The organism is Polynucleobacter sp. AP-Latsch-80-C2, assembly GCF_018882185.1.
GTDB lineage: Bacteria > Pseudomonadota > Gammaproteobacteria > Burkholderiales > Burkholderiaceae > Polynucleobacter.
This window is the reverse complement of sequence record NZ_JACVOY010000004.1, coordinates 90,948-115,023: the sequence shown is the minus strand read 5'-3', so window position 1 is coordinate 115,023 and position 24,076 is coordinate 90,948. Positions and strand designations below refer to the sequence as shown.

At 46.7% G+C, this 24,076-nt stretch carries 22 protein-coding genes; 16 read left to right on the top strand and 6 right to left on the bottom strand.

Features of this window, described 5'->3' with window-relative positions:
* The first annotated feature begins 21 nt into the window (after nt 1-21).
* Genes leuS through hemL form a run of 8 tightly spaced genes read left to right on the top strand, consistent with a single transcriptional unit; the run spans nt 22 to nt 9,139 of the window.
* Nucleotides 22-2,694: a leucine--tRNA ligase gene (gene leuS, locus ICN47_RS06070; protein WP_216219002.1), complete on the top strand. Its 2,673-nt coding sequence runs from the start codon at nt 22-24 to the stop codon at nt 2,692-2,694.
* A gap of 29 nt (nt 2,695-2,723) precedes the next feature.
* On the top strand, nt 2,724-3,284 hold the full coding sequence (lptE, locus tag ICN47_RS06065) for an LPS assembly lipoprotein LptE (protein WP_216219001.1): 561 nt from the start codon (nt 2,724-2,726) through the stop codon (nt 3,282-3,284).
* Nucleotides 3,285-3,300: 16 nt separating this feature from the next.
* Entirely contained in the window at nt 3,301-4,362 is a 1,062-nt protein-coding gene (holA, locus tag ICN47_RS06060) for a DNA polymerase III subunit delta (protein ID WP_216219000.1), read from the top strand.
* Between the two features lie 12 nt (nt 4,363-4,374).
* The gene (locus ICN47_RS06055; RefSeq protein ID WP_216218999.1) at nt 4,375-5,652 is read left to right on the top strand and encodes a glutamate-5-semialdehyde dehydrogenase; all 1,278 of its coding nucleotides are present in this window, start codon (nt 4,375-4,377) and stop codon (nt 5,650-5,652) included.
* A gap of 8 nt (nt 5,653-5,660) precedes the next feature.
* Nucleotides 5,661-6,086: a CopD family protein gene (locus tag ICN47_RS06050; RefSeq protein WP_216218998.1), complete on the top strand. Its 426-nt coding sequence runs from the start codon at nt 5,661-5,663 to the stop codon at nt 6,084-6,086.
* Nucleotides 6,087-6,127: 41 nt separating this feature from the next.
* Entirely contained in the window at nt 6,128-7,582 is a 1,455-nt protein-coding gene (locus ICN47_RS06045) for a class I SAM-dependent RNA methyltransferase (RefSeq protein WP_216218997.1), read from the top strand.
* A 49-nt stretch (nt 7,583-7,631) separates the two neighbouring features.
* Nucleotides 7,632-7,802 carry a rubredoxin gene (locus tag ICN47_RS06040; protein WP_216218996.1) on the top strand — a complete coding sequence of 57 codons (171 nt, stop codon included), beginning with the start codon at nt 7,632-7,634 and terminating at the stop codon, nt 7,800-7,802.
* A 35-nt stretch (nt 7,803-7,837) separates the two neighbouring features.
* A complete protein-coding gene (hemL, locus tag ICN47_RS06035; protein WP_216218995.1) occupies nt 7,838-9,139 on the top strand; it encodes a glutamate-1-semialdehyde 2,1-aminomutase in 1,302 nt (433 codons plus the stop codon).
* Between the two features lie 12 nt (nt 9,140-9,151).
* Here hemL and ICN47_RS06030 read toward each other — a convergent pair whose 3' ends face one another.
* Nucleotides 9,152-9,991 (bottom strand): symmetrical bis(5'-nucleosyl)-tetraphosphatase, encoded by an 840-nt coding sequence (locus ICN47_RS06030; RefSeq protein WP_216218994.1) that lies wholly within the window; start codon nt 9,989-9,991, stop codon nt 9,152-9,154.
* A gap of 33 nt (nt 9,992-10,024) precedes the next feature.
* Nucleotides 10,025-11,503, bottom strand: coding sequence for a deoxyribodipyrimidine photo-lyase (locus ICN47_RS06025; RefSeq protein WP_216218993.1), 1,479 nt, complete (start codon nt 11,501-11,503; stop codon nt 10,025-10,027).
* A gap of 64 nt (nt 11,504-11,567) precedes the next feature.
* On the opposite strand from ICN47_RS06025, the gene ICN47_RS06020 reads away from it, so the two are divergent.
* From ICN47_RS06020 to ICN47_RS05995, 6 genes are all read left to right on the top strand, one after another.
* Nucleotides 11,568-12,377, top strand: coding sequence for a YdcF family protein (locus tag ICN47_RS06020; protein ID WP_216218992.1), 810 nt, complete (start codon nt 11,568-11,570; stop codon nt 12,375-12,377).
* Nucleotides 12,378-12,504: 127 nt separating this feature from the next.
* Nucleotides 12,505-13,044 carry a YqgE/AlgH family protein gene (locus ICN47_RS06015; protein WP_255538948.1) on the top strand — a complete coding sequence of 180 codons (540 nt, stop codon included), beginning with the start codon at nt 12,505-12,507 and terminating at the stop codon, nt 13,042-13,044.
* A complete protein-coding gene (gene ruvX / locus ICN47_RS06010) occupies nt 13,037-13,462 on the top strand; it encodes a Holliday junction resolvase RuvX (RefSeq protein WP_216218990.1) in 426 nt (141 codons plus the stop codon). Before ICN47_RS06015 ends, ruvX begins: the two co-directional genes overlap by 8 nt.
* Before the next feature lie 32 nt (nt 13,463-13,494).
* Entirely contained in the window at nt 13,495-13,998 is a 504-nt protein-coding gene (pyrR, locus tag ICN47_RS06005) for a bifunctional pyr operon transcriptional regulator/uracil phosphoribosyltransferase PyrR (RefSeq protein ID WP_216218989.1), read from the top strand.
* Nucleotides 13,995-14,975, top strand: coding sequence for an aspartate carbamoyltransferase catalytic subunit (locus ICN47_RS06000; protein ID WP_216218988.1), 981 nt, complete (start codon nt 13,995-13,997; stop codon nt 14,973-14,975). The genes pyrR and ICN47_RS06000 overlap by 4 nt, the downstream gene beginning before the upstream one ends.
* A 9-nt stretch (nt 14,976-14,984) precedes the next feature.
* A complete protein-coding gene (locus tag ICN47_RS05995; protein ID WP_370626272.1) occupies nt 14,985-16,355 on the top strand; it encodes a hypothetical protein in 1,371 nt (456 codons plus the stop codon).
* 9 nt (nt 16,356-16,364) lie between these two features.
* On the opposite strand, the gene ICN47_RS05990 is transcribed toward ICN47_RS05995, so the two are convergent.
* The 3 genes from ICN47_RS05990 to gmd all read right to left on the bottom strand — a co-directional run bounded on the left by ICN47_RS05990 (nt 16,365) and on the right by gmd (nt 19,928).
* Complete coding sequence (locus tag ICN47_RS05990) at nt 16,365-17,798, bottom strand: mannose-1-phosphate guanylyltransferase/mannose-6-phosphate isomerase (RefSeq protein WP_255538936.1); 1,434 nt, start codon at nt 17,796-17,798, stop codon at nt 16,365-16,367.
* 104 nt (nt 17,799-17,902) lie between these two features.
* Nucleotides 17,903-18,844 (bottom strand): GDP-L-fucose synthase, encoded by a 942-nt coding sequence (locus ICN47_RS05985; protein ID WP_216218987.1) that lies wholly within the window; start codon nt 18,842-18,844, stop codon nt 17,903-17,905.
* A complete protein-coding gene (gene gmd / locus ICN47_RS05980; RefSeq protein ID WP_216218986.1) occupies nt 18,837-19,928 on the bottom strand; it encodes a GDP-mannose 4,6-dehydratase in 1,092 nt (363 codons plus the stop codon). The genes ICN47_RS05985 and gmd overlap by 8 nt, the downstream gene beginning before the upstream one ends.
* A 208-nt stretch (nt 19,929-20,136) precedes the next feature.
* Between gmd and ICN47_RS05975 the strand changes: the two genes are divergently transcribed.
* Entirely contained in the window at nt 20,137-21,294 is a 1,158-nt protein-coding gene (locus ICN47_RS05975) for a glycosyltransferase family 9 protein (protein WP_216218985.1), read from the top strand.
* Between the two features lie 17 nt (nt 21,295-21,311).
* Nucleotides 21,312-22,643, top strand: a complete 1,332-nt coding sequence (locus ICN47_RS05970) for an undecaprenyl-phosphate glucose phosphotransferase (protein WP_216218984.1) — start codon at nt 21,312-21,314, stop codon at nt 22,641-22,643.
* On the opposite strand, the gene ICN47_RS05965 is transcribed toward ICN47_RS05970, so the two are convergent.
* Nucleotides 22,640-24,019 carry an O-antigen ligase family protein gene (locus ICN47_RS05965; RefSeq protein ID WP_216218983.1) on the bottom strand — a complete coding sequence of 460 codons (1,380 nt, stop codon included), beginning with the start codon at nt 24,017-24,019 and terminating at the stop codon, nt 22,640-22,642. The genes ICN47_RS05970 and ICN47_RS05965 overlap by 4 nt on opposite strands.
* Nucleotides 24,020-24,076: the final 57 nt, after the last annotated feature.

Here is a 24,076-nt window from a genome sequence, read left to right as displayed (position 1 = left end):
AGAAGAAAAGAGCTGTATTAGATGAGCAAGGATTACGACCACCGCGGTATTGAAGCTGCGGCCCAAGCCGATTGGACTAGCGCGCAGGTATATCGCGTGACGGAAGATGCGGTAGATGCCGCCGGCAAGCAAAAACCAAAGTATTACGCCTGCTCGATGTTGCCTTACCCATCTGGAAAGTTGCATATGGGGCATGTCCGCAACTACACTATCAATGATGTGATGGCTCGTCAGCTTCGTATGCAGGGCTATAACGTTTTGATGCCAATGGGTTGGGATGCGTTTGGTATGCCAGCCGAAAATGCGGCTATTCAGAACAAAGTACCACCTGCGCAATGGACCTACGACAACATTGCTTACATGAAAAAGCAAATGGCGGCGATGGGACTAGCAATTGATTGGTCACGTGAGGTTGCCACTTGCAGTCCTGATTACTATCGTTGGAACCAATGGCTCTTTTTGAAGATGTTAGAAAAAGGGATTGCTTATCGCAAGACTCAGGTAGTGAATTGGGATCCGATTGATCAAACTGTTTTAGCAAATGAGCAAGTAATCGACGGACGCGGCTGGCGTTCTGGTGCCTTGGTCGAGAAACGTGAAATTCCAGGTTATTACTTCAACATCACTGCTTATGCAGAGCAGTTGCTAGAGGGTCTTGATGGTTTGGGTTGGCCTGAGCGTGTTAAGACAATGCAGCAAAATTGGATCGGCAAAAGTCGCGGAGTTCGTTTTGCTTTTAAGCATGAGATCGCTGATGACCATGGCAACTTTATTCAAGATGGTTTGCTCTATGTCTTCACTACCCGTGCAGATACGATCATGGGCGTTACCTTCTGCGCCGTTGCTGCTGAGCATCCATTGGCAAGCAAGGCAGCTGCTACGAATCCTGCGCTTGCAGCCTTTATTGAGAAATGCAAAACCGGTAGTGTGATTGAAGCAGACTTGGCTACTCAAGAAAAAGAGGGCATGTTCACGGGTCTGTACGTCACCCATCCTTTGACGCTTGAGCAAGTTCCGGTTTGGGTTGGTAACTATGTCTTGATGTCTTACGGTGATGGCGCTGTCATGGGTGTGCCCGCACATGATGAACGTGACTTTGCCTTTGCTCTCAAATATCAATTACCCATTAAGCAAGTGATCGCCCTCAAGGGTGAATCACCGATGTTTAATCCCACTCGCTGGGAAGATTGGTACGCCCAAAAAGAAGGCGTGGTTTGTTTAAACAGTGGCAAGTTTGACGGCTTCTCGCATGAAGAGGCGGTGAGCGCTGTTGCCAAAGATTTAGAAAAGCTCGGCATCGGTGAAATCAAGACTACCTATCGTTTGCGTGATTGGGGAATTTCTCGTCAACGCTATTGGGGTACACCAATCCCGATTATTCACTGTGGTGATGAGGCGAACCCAGGTTGTGGTGCAGTGCCTGTACCAGAAGCAGATTTACCGGTAGTGTTGCCGGAAGATTGCGTGCCAGATGGTAGTGGCAATCCTTTAAATAAGCGCGCTGATTTCTTAAATGTGAAGTGTCCAAAGTGCGGCAAGCCTGCGCGTCGCGAGACTGACACGATGGACACCTTTGTAGACTCTTCTTGGTATTTCATGCGCTATACCGGTCCTGATGCGAAGACCATGGTGGATCAACGCAATGAGTACTGGATGCCAATGGATCAATACATTGGTGGTATTGAGCATGCGATTTTGCATTTACTCTATGCGCGTTTCTGGACTAAGGTCATGCGAGATCTGAAGCTCATCACTTTTGACGAGCCCTTTCAGAATTTGTTAACGCAGGGTATGGTTCTCAATGAGACTTATTACTCTGAAGATGCGTCCGGTAAGAAAACTTGGCTTAATCCTTTAGACGTGGAATTAGATCTTGATGAAAAAGGTCGTCCACAAGGCGCTAAATTAAAAGATGGAAGTTCTAGCTCTCCAATCATTATTGGTGGTGTAGAAAAGATGTCTAAGAGTAAAAATAACGGCGTTGATCCTCAAGCCTTGATTGATCAATATGGCGCTGATACTGCCCGTTTATTTGTGATGTTTGCAGCGCCACCAGAGCAGCAGCTCGAGTGGTCGGGCGCCGGTGTTGATGGCGCTTCGCGTTTTTTGCGTCGTGTCTGGATGTACTCTAGTAGTCAAGCCGATGGATTGCGGGCTGCAGATGACAAGTTGCCAACCGATCTCAATGATGCTGAAAAAGAATTGCGCCGTGAAGTGCATGGCATCTTGAAGCAAGCTAACTTTGATTACCAACGTCGTCAATACAACACGGTGGTATCTGCGGCAATGAAGATGCTCAATGTTCTTGAGCCAATCAAGTTAGGCCAGGGCTGCGCTATTAGCGCGCCAGTGCTGCGTGAATGTCTTGGGATTTTGTTACGTATTTTGTATCCAGTGGTGCCGCATTTAACCCATGTGCTCTGGCAAGATGTGGGTTATCAAAATGCCTTTGGTCCCTTATTAGATGCTCCATGGCCTTTAGTAGATGAGGCCGCACTAGTACAAACTGAAATTACCTTAATGCTGCAAATTAATGGCAAGTTGCGTGGCGATATTCGGGTAGCGGCAGATGCTAGTAAAGAGCAGATTGAGGCGCTAGCATTGCAAAGTGAGCCAGCCCAAAAAGCACTCAATGGTGGCACACCGAAGAAGATCATTGTCGTACCTAGTCGCTTAATCAATATTGTTGCTTAGCCCAAACCTATTAACTGGAAACTAAAGACATGAGCGCAGATCACCGAAATCCTAAAGCTAATGCAGCCTCTGCAAGCATTAGCTTGCTGAGAAGGTCTACGCTGAGTTTGCTGGTATTGGCACCATTGGCAGCTTGCGGGTTTAGATTGCGCGGTGCGGTGGACTTACCATTTACAGCGATCGCTATCACCGGTAATCCTTCTCCACCTATGCGTGCTGACTTACAGACGGCTGTATTAACAGGCACCGATGTAAAGGTTGCAATTAATCCTCGTGATGCCGATCTCATTCTGGAAATTACGAATGAGCTTACTGGCCGCGAGATCTTGGCGTACAACGCCAGCGGTCAAATTTCTGCATATCGCTTAAATATTCGAGTGGGCTTTAGAGCATTTGATACCGCCGGTACAGAAATCGTGCCCGAGTCAGAGGTTTACATTACGCGCGACATGGACTTCTCAGTTTCGACGGTGTTGGCAAACGATGCGCAGGTTCAGGCTTTCTTGGGCTTAATGCGTCGTGACTTGGCGATTCAGATTTTGCGACGTGTAGCAGCATCTGCTAAAGCGCCGAAGACAAAGGCTTTCTGAGGCCTCATGACATTGCATGGTTAAAACCGACGCACTACTTGTCCACCTGAAGAAGTTAGAAGCTGGGGGTGCAATACTTCCTCTCTATGTCTTTAGTGGCGATGAGCCGCTTTTGATGATGGAAGCGATGGATCAACTTCGTTTAAGTGCTAAAAAGTTAGGTTATACCGAACGCGAAGTCTTACTGCAAGAGCGCGGCTTTGATTGGAGTGCTTTGTTGAGTGCCGGTCAAACGATGTCACTGTTTGGAGATAAGCGCTGGGTTGATTTACGCATCCCTACAGGCAAGCCGGGTCGTGATGGGGCGGATGCTCTCAAGCAATTTTCAGCACAAGTTAATTCACAAGCACCGGGTCCTGATGGTCCTGACACGGTAGTGTGCATTGTTTTACCAAGATTAGATGCCAAGACGAAGACCTCAGCTTGGTTTAGCGCTTTGGATGAAGCGGGCATGGTGGTTCAGATTGATTCCTTGGATCGCGGGCAACTACCGCAGTGGATTGCCGGACGCCTAAAGAAGCAAAATCAAGAAGTAGAAGCTGGGCCAGAAGGCATGCGCTCACTCGAATTTATTGCTGATCAGGTAGAGGGTAATTTGATTGCTGCTCATCAAGAAATTCAGAAACTGGGATTGCTATACCCCTCAGGCAAGTTAAGCGAAGAAGAAATTCGTACTGCAATTTTGAAAGTAGCACGCTATAACGTATTTGAATTAACGGAAGCGATGCTTGCAGGAGATTTACCTAGACTCAATCGTATGTTGGATGGCTTAAAGGGTGAGGGCGAGCCATTGGTCCTGATTCTTTGGAGCGTGACTGAGGAGCTTAGGCTACTATCTAAGCTAAAGGCTGCCAGCGATGCTGGCGAGTCTATTCAGCAGTTATTGCGGGCTAATCGCGTTTGGGGCAATAAAGAACGCCTCTACCCAACAGCTTTAAGGCGAGTTCAGCCCTTAAAGCTTCGCAGGGCCATGCAAGTAGCTGCCGGATTAGATCGTCAAGTGAAGGGTTTGTCAGCTGCGGATTTACCAGCAGACCCATGGGATGGTCTGCGTTTGGTCGGTAATTTATTACGCTAGAAAGTTAGAGAGATGAGTTCAGCTATTCAACAAATGATGCAAGACATTGGTCAGCGAGCACGTAGTGCATCGCGTGCGATGGCGCGCGCATCGGCTGAGCAAAAGAACCAAGCTTTATTGCATATCGCCAAAGTGGCAAGACAAAAAGCGAGTGAGATTCAGACAGTGAACTTGATTGATGTGGAGCGTGCGAAGGCTAATGGTCAAGATGCTGCTTTTATTGATCGCCTGACAATGACGCCTATAACCATTGAGACCATGGCTTTGGGTTTAGAGCAAATTGTGACGCTCGAAGATCCGATTGGAAAAATTTCCGCACTTCAAAAACAAGCCTCAGGAATTGAGTTGGGTCAGATGCGTGTGCCGCTGGGTGTGATTGGCATCATTTATGAATCCCGTCCTAATGTCACGATTGATGCCGCAGCGCTTTGCCTCAAATCCGGTAATGCCGTCATTTTGCGCGGTGGCTCTGAAGCCATTGATTCCAATACTTTGTTAGCGCAAATTATTCAGGAAGGCCTTGCAGCAGCAGGCTTGCCGAAAGATGCTGTGCAGGTAGTTACAACGACTGATCGCGCTGCCGTAGGCGAGATGATTACGATGACGCAGTACATTGATGTGATCGTCCCGCGTGGTGGCAAGAGCTTGATCGCTCGTCTGATGGCAGAGGCACGCGTACCAATGATTAAGCATCTTGATGGCATTTGTCATACCTATATAGATGCTGATGCAGATATAGAGATGGCAGTTAAGGTGTGCGATAACGCCAAGACACAGCGCTATGCGCCTTGTAATGCGATGGAAACACTCTTGGTTAATCAAGCGGTTGCAGATAAGGTATTGCCTGCTCTTTGTAAGATTTATCAAGATAAAGGCGTTGAGCTTCGCGTTGATGGGGCTACTCGCAAAACTTTAGAGACCGCTGGCCTTAAGAACTTAGTGGATGCCCAAGAGGAAGATTGGCAGACGGAATATCTTGCACCAATTTTGTCGATCAAGACCGTTGCTGATATTGATGAAGCTATGAATCATATTGAGCGCTACGGCAGTAAACATACGGATGCCATCATTACAAACAATAAGGCGACTGCTGATCGGTTCTTGCGCGAAGTAGATAGTGCAAGTGTGATGGTTAATGCGAGCACCCGTTTTGCCGATGGCTTTGAATATGGCCTAGGAGCTGAAATCGGCATCTCAAATGACAAGCTCCATGCGCGTGGCCCTGTGGGCCTGGATGGTTTGACCTCTCTTAAATATATCGTCATGGGTCATGGCGAGATTCGTAGCTAAGGAGCGTCATGAGCAATGCTTATCTTTGGGTAAAAACCTTTCACATTGTCTTTATTACTTCTTGGTTTGCAGGCTTGTTTTATTTGCCTAGAATCTTTGTCAATTTAGCCGATGAGAAAAATGCCGAAGCGTATACCCGTTTGTTGGGTATGTCCGATCGCCTCTTCCGGTTTATGACGATCTTGGCTGTGCCAGCAGTGTTGCTGGGATTAACGCTGTGGCTCTACTTTGGAATTGGTGCTGGTGATGCATGGATGCATGCCAAATTATTTTTTGTGCTGCTCGTGATTGGCTATCACCATGCTTGTTGGAGTCTTCTGAAAAAATTCCGTGCGGGCGTAAATACCAAGTCTGGTGTTTGGTATCGCTGGTTTAATGAAGTTCCTGTGTTGTTATTGGTAGTGATTGTGGCTTTGGTTCTTTTCAAGCCTTAATACTGTATTTAAATTTCCCCCTTTCGAAGATTGCTAGACCTATGAGATTTTTTGTTGTTTGCCCTGGTGGTCTAGAAGTACCTCTCGCACAAGAGTTAGCAGAGATTGCGAGTCGCCCTGACTCTAAGGCGTTGGGCGCTTGGGTGATTGATAAAACCCCAACCAGTCCTACAGGCGGCATCGGCTTAGCAGCCCCTATTTCTGCGGCAATGGCACTCAATCTGCATTCCAGAATCGCCAGCCGTGTTTTATTACAAATGGCGCAAGCGCCTTATCGGCAAGAAGAAGATCTTTATAAGTTAGCCAGCGGATTGGCTTGGGAAGATTGGTTTACGTCAAAACAAACCTTGCGTGTGGATGTCACTGCACATCGCTCTCCATTAAAGAGTTTGAATTTTGCTACCCTCAAAATCAAAGACGCCATTGTGGATCGATTGCGTGATGTCACCGGTGATCGACCAAGTATTGATACTGCGTTTCCGGATGTACGTGTACAGGCGCACTTGACTGCTACTCAAGTCACGATTTATTTAGATACTTCTGGTGAAGCTTTATTTAAACGCGGTTGGCGCGATGAGAAGGGCGATGCTCCTTTAAAAGAAAATTTAGCCGCTGGCATTTTGTCCTTTACGGGCTGGAAGCCAGGGCAAACGCTGTTTGACCCAATGTGCGGTAGCGGTACTTTTCTGATTGAAGCAGCGCAAATGGCATTGGCTATTCCGCCGGGGGCAATTCGGGCGGGGATGTATGGTGATGATGTAAAGCCCAGTCGATTAGCTTATCGTCCATTAATTACTTCAGCCCATGGCTTTGGTTTTCAGAGGCTTAAGCCCTTTAATGAGTCTGCCGAGCAAAAGCGTTGGGTAGATTTAAAAGAAGCGGCATTAGCGGGAATGTTGGCTAAGCGCAAACAATATCCTTCTGCAGATTCCTTGAGCATTTGCGGTGGCGATATTAATGAGAAGCTGGTATCCATGTTTCGCGGTAACTGGCAAAGAGCGCAATTACCCGATCAGCCCATAGTGCGCCAGGTAGATGCTTTAGCAGCTAAACCGCCTGCAAATCCTAGGGATGGTGTGATGTTGCTCAATCCTCCATATGGTGAGCGTTTAGTCATCAAGGGTGGCCGTGGTCAAGATCGCAATCAAGCCGAGTCCAGCTACGATGAAGAACCAGAAAACCGTTTTGAACTGCATCTGGAAACTGGTCGACAAAGTGCTAAGCGTTCTAGTCGTGAGTCACTCAAACGCTTGCAAGCTCAAGAAGAGCAAGATCCTAAGTTTGTAGAGTTTTTAAGACAGTTTGGTCAACATCTGAAAGATGCTTTTAGTGGCTGGAATGTCTTTGTCTTAACGGCAGATATGGCTTTGCCAGGACAGCTGCGGATTAAGGAATCTAAGCGCACCCCTTTATTTAATGGACCGCTTGAGTGCCGTCTATTTAAATTTGAGATGCATGCCAAGCGCCCCGCAGACAATAGTGCTGATATGGAATAAGCCCTTTAAAATTACTAAAGCAAGACAAGAATAAGCGGAGAAAAGATCCATGGAATTTAAAACCTATATGTGCCTTATCTGTGGCTGGGTTTATGACGAGGCGGCAGGTTTGCCTGACGAAGGCATTGCGCCGGGAACCTTGTGGGCCGATGTGCCAATGAATTGGACCTGTCCAGAATGCGGTGCGCGTAAGGAAGATTTTGAAATGATGGCGATTTAATCCGCCAATAATTAGGAAGTCATTAGGAATTCATTGTGGAAAAAGTAGATCAAAACGAAGTTTTATTTGAGCGTGCACAAAAGACGATTCCGGGAGGGGTGAATTCTCCTGTGCGGGCTTTTCGTCAGGTGGGGGGAACGCCACGTTTTGTTACTAAAGCCAAGGGCCCCTATTTTTGGGACGCAGAGAATAAGCGTTACATCGATTTAATTATGTCGTGGGGCCCCATGATTGCGGGTCATGCGCATCCAGAGGTAGTTGAGGCTGTCAAGCGCGCGGCTGAAACAAGTTTTAGTTATGGCGCACCGACTGAAGGTGAGATTGAGTTAGCAGAACGTATTTGTGCCTTGATGCCTAGCGTTGAGCAAGTGCGTATGGTCTCTAGCGGTACCGAAGCGACGATGAGTGCTTTGCGTTTAGCGCGCGGCTACACCAATCGCGATTTGATCATTAAGTTTGAAGGTTGCTATCACGGCCATGCTGATAGCCTTTTGGTTAAAGCGGGTTCTGGACTATTAACCTTTGCCGACTCTACTCAGAATGCGCCTTCCTCTGGCGGCGTTCCTCAAGACTTGGTAAAACACACCCTCGTATTGCCCTATAACGATGTAGCGGCAATTGAGGCAGTATTTAAGAAGCAAGGCGATCAAATTGCAGCGGTCATCATTGAGCCGATCGCCGGCAATATGAATTTGATTCAACCTTCAAAAGCATTTTTATCAGCTATTCGAAGTCTTACTGAAAAGCATGGCAGCGTGCTGATCTACGATGAAGTAATGACGGGCTTTAGAGTTGCCTTAGGTGGGGCGCAGTCTCTCCAAGGTATCGTTCCTGACTTAACTTGCTTAGGCAAAGTGATGGGTGGCGGTATGCCAATGGCTGCCTTTGGTGGCAAAAAAGAAATCATGTCTAAGCTTGCCCCCCTGGGTAATGTGTATCAGGCAGGAACGCTCTCAGGAAATCCCGTAGCGGTTGCTGCAGGCCTGAAAACTTTAGAGATTATTTCTAGGGAAGGTTTCTACGAGTGCTTAACGGGGCAGACTCAAAAGCTGATGACTGGTTTGAAGCAGGCTGCTGACAAGGCAAGAATTCCATTTACAGTTGATAGCGTTGGCGGTATGTTTGGATTTTATTTTGCCGATACTATTCCGAATTCATTCGAAGCGGTTACCAAAACCAATATCGAATCATTTAAGAAATTCTTTCATTTGATGCTGGATGAGGGTGTGTATTTAGCGCCATCAGCCTATGAGGCTGGATTTACTTCTATAGCGCATGATGATGCAGTGCTGGCTGAAATTATTGCCGCCGCTGAAAAGTCATTTCCAAAACTCTAAGGTAAAAGCACATTACATTCGGAGTGGATGGTCATAGCCAGCCACCTGAATGATCTTGGCTTTTCTGGAATCGATGCCAGATTCTGCAACTTCGATTGCTGTAAGCTTTCCACCCCACACGCAGCCTGTATCTAACCCAATCACATTGTTTTGCCGCATCAAGCCTAGAGTAGACCAATGGCCAAAGTAGACCAAGGTATCTTGCGTTTTGCGTTTAGGAACACTAAACCAGGGGATATAGCCTGCTGGGCCTTGCTCCAACCCTTCTTTACTCTCAAATTCCATTTGACCGCCTAGGGTGCAAAACCGCATACGAGTCAGCGCATTGGTGATGACGCGCAGTCTCTCGTGTCCCTTTAGTGAAGAACTCCATTTATTGGGTGTGTTGCCATACATATTGGCTAGAAAATCTTTATAGCTTTTTTGACGCAGAACTTTTTCTACTTCCTGGGCGCACTCAATGGTTTGCTGTAAGTCCCACTGGGGGAGTACGCCGGCATGGACAGTTAATACCTTGCCATTACTGAGAGCCATGGGGCGCTTACGCAGCCAATCAATTAATTCAGTACGATCGGGTGCTTGCAAAATGCTATCGACAGTATCTAGACCTTTGGTTTTTCTTAAGCCAGCATCAATTGCCAAGAGGTGCAAGTCGTGATTACCGAGAATGCATTCAGCGCGACCAGATTCTTGCAGGGATTTTAGTTGACGCAAACTACCTAATGAATCTGGGCCTCGATTGACGAGGTCTCCCAAAAAAATCATCTTGGATTTTTGGGGAAGTTTTTTAACGAGGGCTTTTAGTGAAGGCCCACATCCTTGGATGTCACCAACAGCATAGATCTTGCTCATACCCTATCTTAAAGCGGAAAGAGGGTAGTTCCTTTATTCCGCAGTGATTTTTTTAACCACGCTATAGCGCACCAAGGTTTTCTTGCGCGCTTCATCGTGGTTCACAACGGGCAGGGGGTAGTCTCTTCCAAGTAGAAGGCCTGCGGCTTCAAGCTCAATATGGCCTGCCAACCAAGGGGCATGAACCGACTTCTTGGAGAGCTTTTCTAATTGGGGTAAGTAGCGTTTGATGAACTTACCTTCAGAATCAAATTTTTCAGATTGGGTAATGGGATTAAAAATACGGAAGTAGGGCTGTGCATCGCATCCAGACGATGAGGCCCATTGCCAGCCACCATTATTTGAAGAGAGTTCAAAGTCATTGAGGTGCTCAGCAAAATACGCTTCACCCCAGCGCCAATCAATCCCCAAGTCTTTTGTTAAGAAGCTGGCGACAACCATCCGTAAACGATTGTGCATATAGCCACTTTGATTGAGTTGATGCATTGCTGCGTCAACCAAGGGGTAGCCAGTCTTGCCTTCGCACCAGGCGGCAAATAGTTTCTTCGCAGTAGCACCGCTTTCCCAAGCAATATTGTCATAGTCAGGTTTGAAAGAAACGCCACTGGCCAAGCGTGGGTGATTTGCCAAAATCATGAAGTAGAAATCACGCCAAATTAATTCACTTAACCAGATGGTTGCACCCATACTACCTGCGAGCATGCGTCGATGTGCTTCTCGGACTAAGCCGCGAATGGATAACATGCCAAAGCGCAGGTGTGTGGATAGATAACTCACACCCTTGATAGCTGGAAAGTCTCTACCGATTTGGTATTGGTCAATACGAGAAAGGAAGTCTTCCAGAAAGGCTTGGCCACCCTCTGAGCCTGGTAGTAGATAGGTTTCAATGCCAGTAGCCACAAATCCCATGGACTCTAGTGATGGAAAGGGCTCATCTAACTTTTTAGGAATAGCTGCAAATTGTCCGCTCTTCGGGGTGCAGTCATAAGCCGCTAAATCTTTTTCTTGCAGTGTTTTGAGCCAATTATTTTTATACGGGGTGAAAACCGAAAAGACCGTACTGGAATTCGTCAGAATTTCTTTCTTTTCAAAAATCACTTGGTCTTTAAAGCTTTCAAAACCAATGTCTAATTTTTCAAGCAATGTTGCTACTGACGCATCACGTGCAATTGCGGAAGGTTCGTAATCATGGTTAGTGAAAACCGTATTAACCTCCAGTTCTTTGGCAATCTGAGGAATGCATTCGGTAGGCTTGCCAAAGCGAACGATCAAACCACCACCTTGACTGCGTAGTTCAGCATCAATTTGCTGTAAGCCTTGCCAAATAAAATCGACACGACGATCGTGTTTAAGGCCTTTGGCATCTAACTCACCTTTTAATAAAGGTTCCAGAATGTCAGTATCGAAAATAAATGCCAGCCAGACCTGACCAGCCTCTTTGAGGGCGTGGTGAAGGGCGGCATTGTCATAAAGACGAAGATCGCGGCGGAGCCAGACAAGTGCTTTTTGCATAGCCCCTATATTAGGGCTTATTTACCGCTTTTGCTGGCAAGGGAGGTTAAGATCGAGAGCATTCATGGATACGATATTTTTTATTCTCTCGAAGGTAGTGCAATTTTGTATTGAACCTCTGAACTGGGTCATCGTTTGGGCGGTACTAGCCTTGCTATTTCTGCTTTTGAGAAAGAGCCATCTCGCTAAACGCTTTCTCTGGATCTGTATATTCAATCTAGGTCTGGTGGCTTATCTGCCGACTTCGGAGTTTTTTCTAAGAACCCTTGAGAATGCCGCACCTCGCACGAATCTCTCCCAAGTAGGCAATGGGAATTTGGGAGGCATCATTATTTTGGGCGGGGCCATAGAAGGCGGTGAAATTGCTATCGATCGCGGAGAGATATCTATTTATTCCTCTGCTGAGCGTGTCACTAAAGCATTTGAATTAATCCGCAAATATCCCGAGCTCCCTTCGATCTTTAGCGGGTACTCGGGTCGCGTCAATCCCAAGGGGATCTCCGAAGCGGATGCTTTTAAGCAATTGATTCAAGAGCAGGGTTTAGATGGGGCGCATGTGCATTATGAAAACCAATCACGCAACACCTATGAGAATGTTCTGTATCTGAAGCCTATGATGCAAGAATTTGGAGCCAAGACCGATGCAGGTTTATTAAAGCCCTGGCTGGTGATTACCTCGGCCAGTCATATGTATCGATCTCTCCAGATCTTTCAAAAACAAGGTCTTGATGTTTTGGCTCTGCCTGTCGATTACCAAACAGCAAATCGCCTCCAGTGGACTTCCTTTGACTTGGTAGAAGGCGCTCAAAACTGGAATAAAGCCTTGCACGAGCTCATTGGGCTTTTAGCCTACTGGATTACAGGAAAACTCTAGATATTCTGTAAAATAGAGGCATATGACTACGGCGAAGAAGGCCTCCAAAGTAATAGACCCAGCGTCTACGGCAGACCCTTTGATCTCTTATTCAGCTGATCACTTAGCCAATCAATTCTTAATTGCCATGCCAGGGATGGTGGACTCCAACTTTGCGGGTTCCGTTATCTACCTTTTTGAGCATACCGAAAGGGGCGCCATGGGCTTGGTAGTCAATCGACCTACTGAAGTGAATCTGGGAAATCTGTTTGACAAAATCGAGCTCAAACTCGAAATCGCTCCCTTACTCGATCAACCGGTTTACTTTGGTGGACCAGTGCAAGTAGAGCGTGGCTTTGTACTACATGAACCCAATCCCTTGATTTCTTATAGTTCTTCTTTGGTAATTCCGGGTGGTCTAACGATGACTACGTCTAAAGATGTTCTTGAGGCGGTTGCATCTGGCAGTGGGCCCAGAAAGTTTTTAATGACCTTAGGTTATGCGGGTTGGGGCGCAGGACAACTCGAAGAAGAAATTACCCTGAATGGCTGGATGAATGTGCCGCTCTCGCGCGAACAAATGAGTGAGATTCTTTTTAATACGCCTTATACCCAGCGTTATCAAAAAACCATGAGTCATTTAGGCTTTAATTTAGCCGACCTCTCGGGTGAGGCAGGGCATGCCTAAGCCGATGACGGCGATGGCCTTTGACTACGGTACGCGCCGCGTAGGTGTAGCAGTTGGAAATTCAGTCACTGGCAATGGACAGGCATTAAAAACCATTGCCGCTCCTAGTATCGATGGCCTCTTCAAAGAAATCGAAATCCTTTTAAAAGAGTGGCAGCCTGATTATCTGGTGGTTGGCAAGCCCGTTCATCCAGATGGTACTGAGCACGCCATGACTGCAAAAGCCACCCGCTTTGGCAATCAACTACATGGCAGATTTAATCTGGCCGTAGAGTGGGTGGATGAGCGCTATACCTCCGCTGTTTTGGAGGGCGATTCAGAGATGCAGGACAATCTAGATGCGTATTCAGCAGCCCTGATCTTGGAGCAGTATTTTGCTGAGCTAGCTGCAAAAGAGATGCTCAAGAATGTTAGTTAAAAATATTTGTTGATAAGTGGCGGAACCCCGGAATGAACGCTGAGAAGTTATACGAAAAGTTACTAGACAATATGCGCCAAAGGCAGCAGCAAGGCCCATTTGAGTTGGCCGGTTTAGCCATGGGTGGCGCTTGGATTGCTGAGCGACTTGCCAAGGATTTAGGATTGCCCCATTACGGCGTGATTAACGTCGCCTTTCATCGGGATGACTATGCCGAAAAAGGGATGACCGCTTTGCGTACCGCCAGCACGATGTCGACCCACCTGCCATTTGATGTCAATGGTGCCAATATTATTTTGATTGATGATGTGCTCTTAACTGGCAGAACAGTGCGCGCTGCCCTAAATGAATTATTCGACTTTGGGCGCCCTGCACACGTGGAATTAATGGTACTTGCTGACCGCGGTAATCGTGAGCTTCCAGTTGCTGCAAATTTTGTCGGCGAAACAGTTGAAGTGGCTGATCACAAAATCCTGGTTTTAGAAAAAGATGCCGCTGGCAAATTCAGCTTCCAGCTTGAGGAGCGCGCAGAATGAGCTCAAACAATAAAGAAACTAGTCAATTCGTGAATCAATTTAATGCCGCCGGGGAACTAACCCACCTCCTGACCCTAGAGGGTTTACCGAAAGAGCAGATTCTGCATATTTTGGATACCGCCCAGCAGTTTGTGAGCGTGACTGATCCCGCAAGAGAGGTGAAGAAGGTTCCTTTGCTTCGTGGCAAGAGTGTTTTCAACCTGTTCTTTGAAAACTCCACACGCACTAGAACCACTTTTGAGATTGCTGCTAAACGTTTATCAGCTGATGTGATTAACTTGGATATCTCAACCTCTTCTACTGCCAAAGGCGAGAGCTTGCTCGATACCATTGATAACTTGGTGGCGATGCAGGCAGATATCTTTGTAGTGCGCCATAACGTTTCTAGAGCGCCTATTGAAATAGCAAACCATGTCCCTGCACATGTGCACGTGGTCAATGCTGGAGATGGAAGTCATCAACACCCCACTCAGGGATTGTTGGACATGTACACCATGCGCCATTTCAAGCAAGACTTCCGCGGTTTAAAAGTCGCCATTGTTGGTGATGTCGTTCATAGCCGAGTAGCCAAATCTAATATCCACGCATTAACCACTTTGGGTTGCGAGGATATTCGAGTCATTGGGCCAGAGAGTCTCTTGCCGAGCGATTTAGACATGTTGGGTGTGAAAGTGTTCCACAGCATGGAAGAGGGCTTAAAAGGTGTGGATGTCGTAATGACGCTGCGTATTCAAAAGGAGCGCATGGAAGTAGGTCAGGTTCCTGAGGGCGATGCCTTCTTTAAGCAGTATGGCCTGACACTGACTCGCTTAGCACTAGCCAAGCCAGATGCCATCGTGATGCACCCAGGTCCAATGAACCGCGGGGTTGAGATTGATTCAGTGGTTGCCGATGGTCCACAGTCGGTCATTCTGAATCAAGTGACCTTTGGAATTGCTGTGCGCATGGCGGTCATGTCGATCGTTGCTGGTAACTAGAAAGCCGCGGTGAGTATTTCTCAAACAGTAGAAAATACTGTGCAAATTCCTAAAGTGCTGCAGCAAAAGCGTTGGCTGATTCTGACGCATGCTTTCAATATGGATGGCCGCGCTGCAAGCTTAACCATTACCGACAAGATTCCTTATTTACTCGATGCTGGTGTAGAGCCATTTGTGTTCAGTGCCATTACTGGAATCAAAGATCAACGTTTTCCTCACTATCAGTTTTTAGCCTGGGGTCCTTCAGGCTTTCGTTTTGACTTTCGTCATTGGATTGCTAATAAATATGGGCGTGGTCTTTTCTATAAGATCACGACGCGCACTGTTTCCTGGCTGCTCGCCCCATTCATTGCCATTGAGAAGCTTTGTTTGGGTTACTCCAGTCAATGGTCTTGGGCTCTGCCAGCCTTTATCCATGGGCGCAGGTTAATTAAAGAAGGCAAAGTAGATGTTGTCTTTTCGGTAGGTAGTGCATGGTCCGCTCATTTAGCTGGTGTCTGGCTCAAAAGAGCTACCGGGATTAAATTAATTTCTGAAGTGCATGATCCTCTAGTCATCCGTCAGAGTCCTGGAGATGATGGTGCAATAAAGCCAAAGAATCGTGATGCACGCTTTCGCCACTTTTTAGAAAGTCAGCTTTGCAAGTATTCTGATTTTGTTTGGTGGTTTACCGATGGCGCCCTGCATTACGCCAAAGTGCGCAATACCAATCTCAATACGGTAGCTAACGCTCATGGCTTTGTAGTGATGCCAGGAGCAGAACCGCCGGGTGCAAAAAATATTCAAGCAGGACATGCTTACTCAGAGCATTTAAATCTGTGCCACTTTGGTTCTTTAGCAAAAGACCGTAGTTTGTCGGTGATTTTGAAAGCCCTAAACGAATTACTCAAAAAATACCCACAAGCCAGATCGGCTATTCGTGTACATGCTTACGGCGCGCCCTTAGATAGCTATTCAGTGCAAGCGATTGAGGAGTATGGCTATCAAGATGTTCTGTTGGCTCATGGGCGTCTTGAAAAGGATCCCGTTACAGGCTTATCAGGACGTGAGCGCGTGGTGGAGAAGATGCAGCAGGCTGATGTCTTGATTCTGCTGCATGGTACGGGTGAGGAGTGTGCTGAGTACATCCCCTCCAAGTTTTATGACTATCTCTGGGCGCAGCGTCCTATGTGGGCAATTACGCATCGCAATCCACAACTCGATCAAATGCTGCTCGAGCGCAATTCCTATTTGAGTATTAGTGGGGATGAGGCAAGTTTGGCGATGACACTAGAAAAGATCTGGCTCGATTGGCAGCAAAAAAATCTCAATCAAGTGAGCGGCACTCCTATTGGAGTCAATCAAGCAGTCAAGAAAATTCTAGAGACTGCAGCGAGCTAAACCTAAGATTTAAGCTCTACCGTATTGATCTTCGAAACGCACAATATCATCTTCGCCTAAGTAGTCGCCTACCTGAGCTTCAATGATGACTAAAGGTGTGTCACCCAAGTTCGTCAATCGATGCTGCGTTTCTTTCGGAATATAAGTCGACTCATTGGCATTGAGGTGCAGAACCTTTTCACCATTAACAATTTCAGCTTTGCCAGTGATTACGACCCAATGTTCATTGCGGTGATGGTGCATTTGCAATGACAGTTTGCCGCCTGGATTGACCACAATGCGCTTGATCTTATAGTCGGGACCTTCTTCGATCACGGTGTAAGTACCCCATGGGCGGTGTACTGTGCTGTGATAGATAGCGCGCTCATCTTTATCTTTATTCAGAGCATCGACAACTTTTTTAATCGACTGAGAATTACCTTTGGCGCTGACTAGTAAAGCATCTGGGGTATCAACGATGATGAGATTATCTATTCCAACAGCAGCAATCAAGCGCTCGCGACCAAAAACAAAGTTGTTTTTAGAGTCAATAAAGATGGCCTTGCCTTCAGCGGCGTTGCCACTCTCATCTTCTGGAAAGTGCTTAGCCATAGCGTCCCATGAGCCAACGTCATCCCAGTCAAAACTGGCATTAACAGAAACGACATTAGGCGCTTTTTCCATAATGGCGTAATCGAGAGAAATATCTTCGATGGCCGTCATAGTAGCTTTATCTAATGTGAATGAATCTGTGCCACTTGCAGGTTTGCTTGCTGCCCAGCAAGCTTCTACTTGCTTAGACAAAGTTGGCGCAATGTCATTAGCTACTTTAAGTAAGGTGTTTGGCGTGAAACAGAACATGCCTGAGTTCCAGTGGAAATTTCCGGCAGCAACATATTGCTCTGCTAAAGCCATGGCTGGCTTTTCAACAAACTGCTCAACAATGCGACCTTCTGCATTTCCAGGAGTGCGGGCAGGGTTGCCCAGTTTCAAATAGCCATAGCCCGTTTCTGCATGGGTTGGTGGAATGCCAAAAGTAACCAGATTTCCTGCCATTGCAAAATCAACCGCTTTAGCAACAGCCATTTCAAAACCAACTTTGTCATGAATAACGTGGTCAGCTGGCAGAACCAACATCGGCACATCGCCACGCCCGGCATTTTTAGCTGCTAGCGCGGCAAAGAGAACGGCCGGCGCAGTATTGCGACGCAGGGGTTCAATGATGGTGAGATTGGCTTCTTGCTCAGAATCTTTTAAGTCCGCTTGAACTTGGAAACCAAGGCTTTCTGAAGTGACAACACAAAGCCAGGGATTGGAAGAACTAATGCGATTGGCAGTTTCACTAAGGAGTGACTGTTGGCTAGCAACCGGCATAAAAACCTTTGGACGGTTTTCACGGGACACGGGCCACAAACGGGAGCCTGCTCCCCCACAAATGATTACCATCGAAAAGTTCAGTTTCATGGACAAATTTTACCTAAAGAAAAGGGGCCACATGGACCCCTAGGAATATTACTTTGATTGTTTAAGCTGCGTTTCTGGTTTTTCCAGCTTTTTATTACTATTTCTTACTTCAAAGTCGGCGCCACATGCTCCAAGAACCAGTTATAGGCATCCTGGATACCAGGGCGAAGGGCGATTTCAGCCTTCCAGCCAAGGGCATTGGCTTTGCTCACATCGAGTAGTTTTTGGGGTGTGCCATCGGGTTTGGAGGTATCAAACTGCAATTCCCCTTCAAAACCAACGACTGCGACCACTTCTTCCACTAATTCGCGAATGGTGATGTCATTGCCACAACCAATGTTCACAAAAGAGCCGTCATAACCTTGTTCCATAAGTTGGACGCAAGCTCGGGCCATATCATCCACATGTAAGAACTCGCGACGAGGCTTGCCTGATCCCCAAACCATTAAATGGGGGTCTTTGCGTAACTTCGCTTCATGCGCCTTGCGGATCAGTGCAGGAAGAACGTGTGAGTTGTTCAAATCATAGTTATCGCCAGGACCATAGAGGTTGGTTGGCATGACGCTCACATACTTGGTGCCGTACTGGCGGTTGTAGTTCTCACACAACTTAATACCAGCGATTTTTGCCAAAGCGTAAGGCTCATTGGTTTGTTCCAATGGGCCAGTCAATAAATACTCTTCTTTGATCGGCTGTGGGCAGTCTCTTGGATAAATACAGCTTGAGCCTAAAGACATCAAATTATTAATGCCGGCTTGATAAGCACCATGAGTCAGATTACACTCAATCATCAAGTTTTGATAAATAAAATCAGCGCGGTAAATATTGTTCGCTTGAATACCGCCCACTTTTGCTGCGGCGATAAAGATGTAGTCAGGCTTTTCAGTATTGAGAAAAGCATGAACAGCCGCTTGATTTAAAAGGTCAAGCTCAGCGTGTGTGCGGGTAATGACATTTTCATAGCCACGGGATTTGAGTAGGCGGGTAATACCACTACCCACCATCCCACGATGACCTGCTACATAAATCTTTGCTGTTTTATTCATTTCGATTCAGTGTGGTGTAGCCGTGTTTCTTCACGAGCTCATCACGCTCGGCACCCATCAGGTCTTCGCGCACCATCTCTTTAACGAGATCTTGGAATGAAGTTGCAGGAACCCAACCCAATTTTTCTTTTGCTTTAGTAGCGTCACCGAGCAAGGTCTCTACTTCGGTTGGGCGGAAGTAGCGTGGATCAACCGCTACGATGCACTTACCAGCGGCGTCATAACCCTTCTCATCAACGCCTTTGCCCTTCCAGGTGATCTTCATGCCAAGCTCTTCAGCTGCGTAGTCAATAAATTGACGCACGCTGTACTGAACGCCAGTAGCAATCACAAAATCTTCTGCTTGTTCTTGTTGGAGCATCAACCACTGCATCTCAACATAGTCACGGGCATGACCCCAGTCACGCAGAGCATCTAGGTTGCCAAGGTATAAACACTCTTGCAAACCGAGTTTGATGCGTGCAAGAGCACGGGTAATTTTTCGTGTAACAAAAGTCTCACCGCGCAGTGGGCTCTCGTGGTTAAACAAGATACCGTTACACGCATACATGCCATAGGCTTCGCGATAGTTCACAGTGATCCAGTATGCGTAGAGTTTTGCTACTGCATATGGGGAGCGTGGGTAGAACGGTGTTGTTTCTTTTTGTGGAATTTCTTGGACCAAGCCATAAAGCTCAGAAGTCGAAGCTTGGTAAAAACGGGTTTTCTTTTCTAACTTGAGGATGCGAATCGCTTCCAAAATACGCAGTGCACCAAGTGCATCTGAGTTCGCTGTGTACTCAGGCTCTTCAAAAGAAACCGCTACGTGTGATTGCGCTGCTAAGTTATAGATCTCGTCAGGCTGAGTTTGCTGAATGATGCGAATGAGGCAAGAAGAATCAGTTAAGTCACCATGATGCAGGGTTAATTTATTACCCTCGATGTGCGGGTCATGGTAAAGATGATCGATACGATCAGTATTAAAGAGTGAGGTGCGGCGTTTAATCCCGTGTACTTCATAACCCTTTTTAAGGAGTAACTCGGCTAAATAAGCACCATCTTGGCCAGTAATACCTGTAATCAGGGCAACTTTTGATTTTGACATGGGGGTTTTCTTATATTTGGATTAAACAGTTAAATACGCAGTAAATGCGCTATTGTAAATTGTTTTAAATGCCAACTTCAGGCTAGTCAGCCATGAGAAACACAAGCAAATACAATGGGATGGAAGATTTAGTAAATCGGCGCTAGAGTAATAAAGCCATTTACTGAGCTTGATAATCGATTTTTAGAAATACCAAGGATAAATATTGGTGGCTTTGCCTGTAAAAGCGGAACGCGGTAGAGGGGTCTTGCGCAAGCTTGACCGCTGGATTGGCGTGCCCATTTTGTTTGGGCTATCGCTTTTGAGGTCCAAAAGGGCAAAACCCGAGCAAATTCAAAGCATTGGCCTCTGCATTTTTGCTGCCATCGGGGATGCCTTATTAGCCTCATCCTTGATTGCGGACCTGCGTAAAGCCTATCCTGGCTCAAAAATCACTGTTTTTGCTACTTCAGCCAATGCTGCTGCCTTTGATCTGATTACTGGCTTTGACGATCTGGTTTTGGTGCCGATTACCCAGCCTTTAGCAGCAATTGAGCGGGTGCGCGCTCATCCGGTTGATATTTTGATCGATACCTCTCAGTGGCCCAGAATAGGGGCCTTAGTTGCTACTTTTAGTGGAGCCCGCTGGACGATCGGGTTTGAGACAAAAGACCAAAATAGGCACTTTTCTTACGATTTTTCAGTAAAACATAGCCCAAAAGTGCATGAATTAGACAATTTCAGGGCTTTATTGGCTCCGCTGGGAATTGCGGCAACTTCAATGCCTCCAATTGATTATTCGACCTTTGCCAGCATTGATTGCTTAAATATTAAGCAGCCTTACCTAGTTTTACATCCCTGGGCCAGCGGGAATCATTTTGAATTGCGTGAGTGGCCAGCATCCTCCTGGGCGGCGCTAGCCTGCAGGATCATAGATTCTGGATATGGTGTGGTGATTACTGGCGGTACTGGTGATCTGGATCGTGCTGATCCCCTATGCCAAGAAATCATCCGAATTCTGGATGGACTGCCCCCAGACTCTCTCCTCAATCTGGCAGGCAAAGCCAATCTCATGACAACCGCGGCCTATCTCAATGGGTCATCTGGCGTAGTTGCGGTAAATACAGGCACGATGCATCTGGCGGCTTTATTGGAAAAGCCATTGGTCGCCTTGCATGGCCCAACCAATCCTCATCGTTGGGGCCCCATTTATCCCGGTCATTCTAGTCAAGGCAACACACTGGTATTGGGACTGGGACTGGAAGAAGGGGGCGCTTATCTGAATTTAGGTTTTGAGTATCCTGAAAACCCAACTTACCTAATGGATCAAATTTCTGTAGAGGCTGTAATTGTGGCGCTACGCAAATTTTCCTTAAATATCGCGTAGTACTGCAAAATACGACGATGGCTGCATCCTTCCTGATTAATTCCTATCTGATTCGCATCTTTGATTTTGTCACCATCAATTTGGTGGGGCTTTGTACGTTCTTTGCTATTCAGTATTTCAAAGACCCAGATCTAGATCTGCAGCGCTATGCGTCTTTAATGTTGCTAGCGAGTTTGGCGTATTTGTTTTTAACCAATCGCGCTTATCGATCATGGCGTGGCGGCAATCTCATGGCGCTCTTCGGTCAAGTAGCCAGTGGTGTGTTGAAGACTTGGATTTTGATTCTGATTTGGTTGGTATTTAGTAAATCCACCGAAATGTATTCACGACTTTGGTTGGGTTCTTGGGCCACCATCAGCTTGTTTGTTTTATGTGGCAGTCGATTATTTAGTTATGTGTTGATACGCCGTTATCGCAGCAAGGGAATCAATCTCAGGCATATTGCTATTGTTGGATCTGGTGGAACCGCTGATGAAATCGCACGTCGCATCAATGAGTCACGTTGGTCAGGGTATCGCGTACAGACTCAGTTGCGAGATTTAGATGCTGAGAAATTAATGGATTTGGCTAGGCAGCCCCTCAATGAGATTTGGCTCGCATTGCCAATGGGTGATGGCTCGCAGATGCGCATGGTAATGGAGCATTTGCAGATGAGTACTGCAACCATTCGTTTTGTGCCGGATTGGTTTTCATTCCGCTTAATTAACCATGGTGTAAGTGAAGTACTAGGTATGCAGATGATCGATCTGTATGGCACCCCCATGACAGGCATGAATTTATTCCTCAAATCCATGGAAGACTTTTTCTTATCCATTGTGATTTTGATTCTGATTAGTCCGCTGATGTTGATTCTGGCGATTGGTGTCAAGCTGAGCTCTCCAGGCCCAGTCTTATACCGCCAAGAGCGAGTGGGATGGAACGGCGAAGTCTTTGAGATCTATAAATTTAGATCCATGCCGGTGGATCTGGAAGACGGCAAAGTGGTTTGGGGTGGCTCTGCAGGTAAATCTGTCACACCATTTTCTAAGTGGTTGCGCTCCACAAGCTTGGATGAGCTGCCACAATTTTTTAATGTCCTACAAGGCAAGATGTCGATTGTGGGACCAAGACCAGAACGCCCAGTATTTGTAGAGCAGTTCAAAAAAGAAATCCCGGATTACATGAAGAAGCATTTGGTCAAAGCCGGCATTACCGGCTGGGCACAAATTCATGGCTGGCGTGGTGATACTGATCTCAATGCACGTATTGAGCATGATCTGTATTACATTGAAAACTGGTCCCTCTGGTTGGATCTGAAGATTATTTTCTTTACGATCTTCCGCGGCTTCGTCAATAAAAACGCGTACTAGCTGTTCGTGCTTTCTTGCTCTAACAGCATGGTGTTGAGCAAAGCGATACAGAAGAACAAAATCTCAATCGTATGTTTGCTACTCACTTCAGCAATCGTGAAGGTCAGTAGGATGTCCGCTGCAATCCAAATCACCACCAAGCGATTAGCTGAATTGCTTTTCAGGGCTAAAACAATGGTGGAAAGAAGGGCGCCTAGAGTCAGGATTAAGCCTGGAATACCGAACGCCAACCCAAGATCTATCCAGGCACTGTGAGAAGAGCGAATCATGGCTTCTGGATAAGATTGACGAATCACCTTGCCTAAAGAGTGCTCGAGCATTCCATAGCCCAGCGGGTTTTTGGATATCGAATGAATACCTGCAGTTGCCCAGGCAGCCCTCTCATAATTATTTGGATAGACAGGCTCACCAGAGGCTGTGCTGGGGTAGCCATACTTCTTAACATCTTGCCAATTGGGCACTTCATCAATTTTGACGGCAACGGTGACATCATCAACAAAGTGATTCCATCCACGATTAATGCTCAGGTGTTGATGAACAAAGATGGCTATCAACACCACAGGAATTAATGCGGCTAAGCCCATTTTCCAATCGAGCTTGCTTGAGCGAATTTGCTGTCGTAATTTTGAGACGCCAATATAGAGTGCCCAGCTTGCTATCAAGATGATGCCAACGCCAACGCCATTGCGCGTATCAATAATGGTTGTGAAGGCAAACAAAATGGCTAATACGCCTAAGAGCCAATAACAATAGATTGGCCATGGGTATTGCGGGCGATTAGCGATGAGGGCGCTAGCAGAAGAACCGCAGATAGCGCTAATAAATAAGCCGCCCATTAATACCGTATTAATTTTGTTACCAAAGGGGCTCGAAAAATAATAGTTCGGCATGAACGCTTGGCCGGTCTGAAAATACATTCCAAGGTAATGGACTAATAGGTAGAGAAATCCACAGAAAATACCAAACCAAAGAAATTGGGCGCGCTGCGGGTGATTGCGCAATACCAGTCCAGTGGCTGCTCCAATCAGAAGGGACTCCAGCACTCGTACCCAAGTACTGGTGAGCTCTTGAAATTGTTGCCCTGGCTCACTAGTAAAGAACACATAGTGAATGACAACCCAGGTCAGCATGACAAAGCAGAGGGCAAGAGGCATATAGCGACCAAGGCTCTGGCTTTGGGAGTGGACAGCCTGCGCCTTACGCTGCTTTGAATATTGCCAAAGCAAAAAGAGGGCCGTTAGGGTGCCAATGGCTAAAAGTGCATTACGCAGGGCAATCGTATTTCTGAGAGACCATACGGCCAGCAAAGCACTGCTGATAAAGATGATCAAGGCGCTCAAAATAGAGAAAGAGCGGTTTGAGCCTATAGGTTTCATATAATCAAATAATAACGGCTAAATTGGGAAAATCAGCTTCTCACCCCTTTATCGATC

What these genes read in the sequence shown, in the direction of transcription:
- holA (WP_216219000.1), top strand. Translation starts at nt 3,301, where the DNA reads ATGGTTAAAACCGACGCACTACTTGTCCACCTGAAGAAGTTAGAAGCT.
- ICN47_RS06045 (WP_216218997.1), top strand. Translation starts at nt 6,128, where the DNA reads ATGAGATTTTTTGTTGTTTGCCCTGGTGGTCTAGAAGTACCTCTCGCA.
- ruvX (WP_216218990.1), top strand. Translation starts at nt 13,037, where the DNA reads ATGCCTAAGCCGATGACGGCGATGGCCTTTGACTACGGTACGCGCCGC.
- pyrR (WP_216218989.1), top strand. Translation starts at nt 13,495, where the DNA reads ATGAACGCTGAGAAGTTATACGAAAAGTTACTAGACAATATGCGCCAA.
- ICN47_RS06020 (WP_216218992.1), top strand. Translation starts at nt 11,568, where the DNA reads ATGGATACGATATTTTTTATTCTCTCGAAGGTAGTGCAATTTTGTATT.
- ICN47_RS05990 (WP_255538936.1), bottom strand. Translation starts at nt 17,798, where the DNA reads ATGAAACTGAACTTTTCGATGGTAATCATTTGTGGGGGAGCAGGCTCC.
- ICN47_RS06025 (WP_216218993.1), bottom strand. Translation starts at nt 11,503, where the DNA reads ATGCAAAAAGCACTTGTCTGGCTCCGCCGCGATCTTCGTCTTTATGAC.
- ICN47_RS06055 (WP_216218999.1), top strand. Translation starts at nt 4,375, where the DNA reads ATGAGTTCAGCTATTCAACAAATGATGCAAGACATTGGTCAGCGAGCA.
- ICN47_RS06040 (WP_216218996.1), top strand. Translation starts at nt 7,632, where the DNA reads ATGGAATTTAAAACCTATATGTGCCTTATCTGTGGCTGGGTTTATGAC.
- ICN47_RS06050 (WP_216218998.1), top strand. Translation starts at nt 5,661, where the DNA reads ATGAGCAATGCTTATCTTTGGGTAAAAACCTTTCACATTGTCTTTATT.
- ICN47_RS06000 (WP_216218988.1), top strand. Translation starts at nt 13,995, where the DNA reads ATGAGCTCAAACAATAAAGAAACTAGTCAATTCGTGAATCAATTTAAT.
- leuS (WP_216219002.1), top strand. Translation starts at nt 22, where the DNA reads ATGAGCAAGGATTACGACCACCGCGGTATTGAAGCTGCGGCCCAAGCC.
- lptE (WP_216219001.1), top strand. Translation starts at nt 2,724, where the DNA reads ATGAGCGCAGATCACCGAAATCCTAAAGCTAATGCAGCCTCTGCAAGC.
- ICN47_RS06030 (WP_216218994.1), bottom strand. Translation starts at nt 9,991, where the DNA reads ATGAGCAAGATCTATGCTGTTGGTGACATCCAAGGATGTGGGCCTTCA.
- gmd (WP_216218986.1), bottom strand. Translation starts at nt 19,928, where the DNA reads ATGTCAAAATCAAAAGTTGCCCTGATTACAGGTATTACTGGCCAAGAT.
- ICN47_RS06015 (WP_255538948.1), top strand. Translation starts at nt 12,505, where the DNA reads ATGCCAGGGATGGTGGACTCCAACTTTGCGGGTTCCGTTATCTACCTT.
- ICN47_RS05965 (WP_216218983.1), bottom strand. Translation starts at nt 24,019, where the DNA reads ATGAAACCTATAGGCTCAAACCGCTCTTTCTCTATTTTGAGCGCCTTG.
- ICN47_RS05970 (WP_216218984.1), top strand. Translation starts at nt 21,312, where the DNA reads ATGGCTGCATCCTTCCTGATTAATTCCTATCTGATTCGCATCTTTGAT.
- ICN47_RS05985 (WP_216218987.1), bottom strand. Translation starts at nt 18,844, where the DNA reads ATGAATAAAACAGCAAAGATTTATGTAGCAGGTCATCGTGGGATGGTG.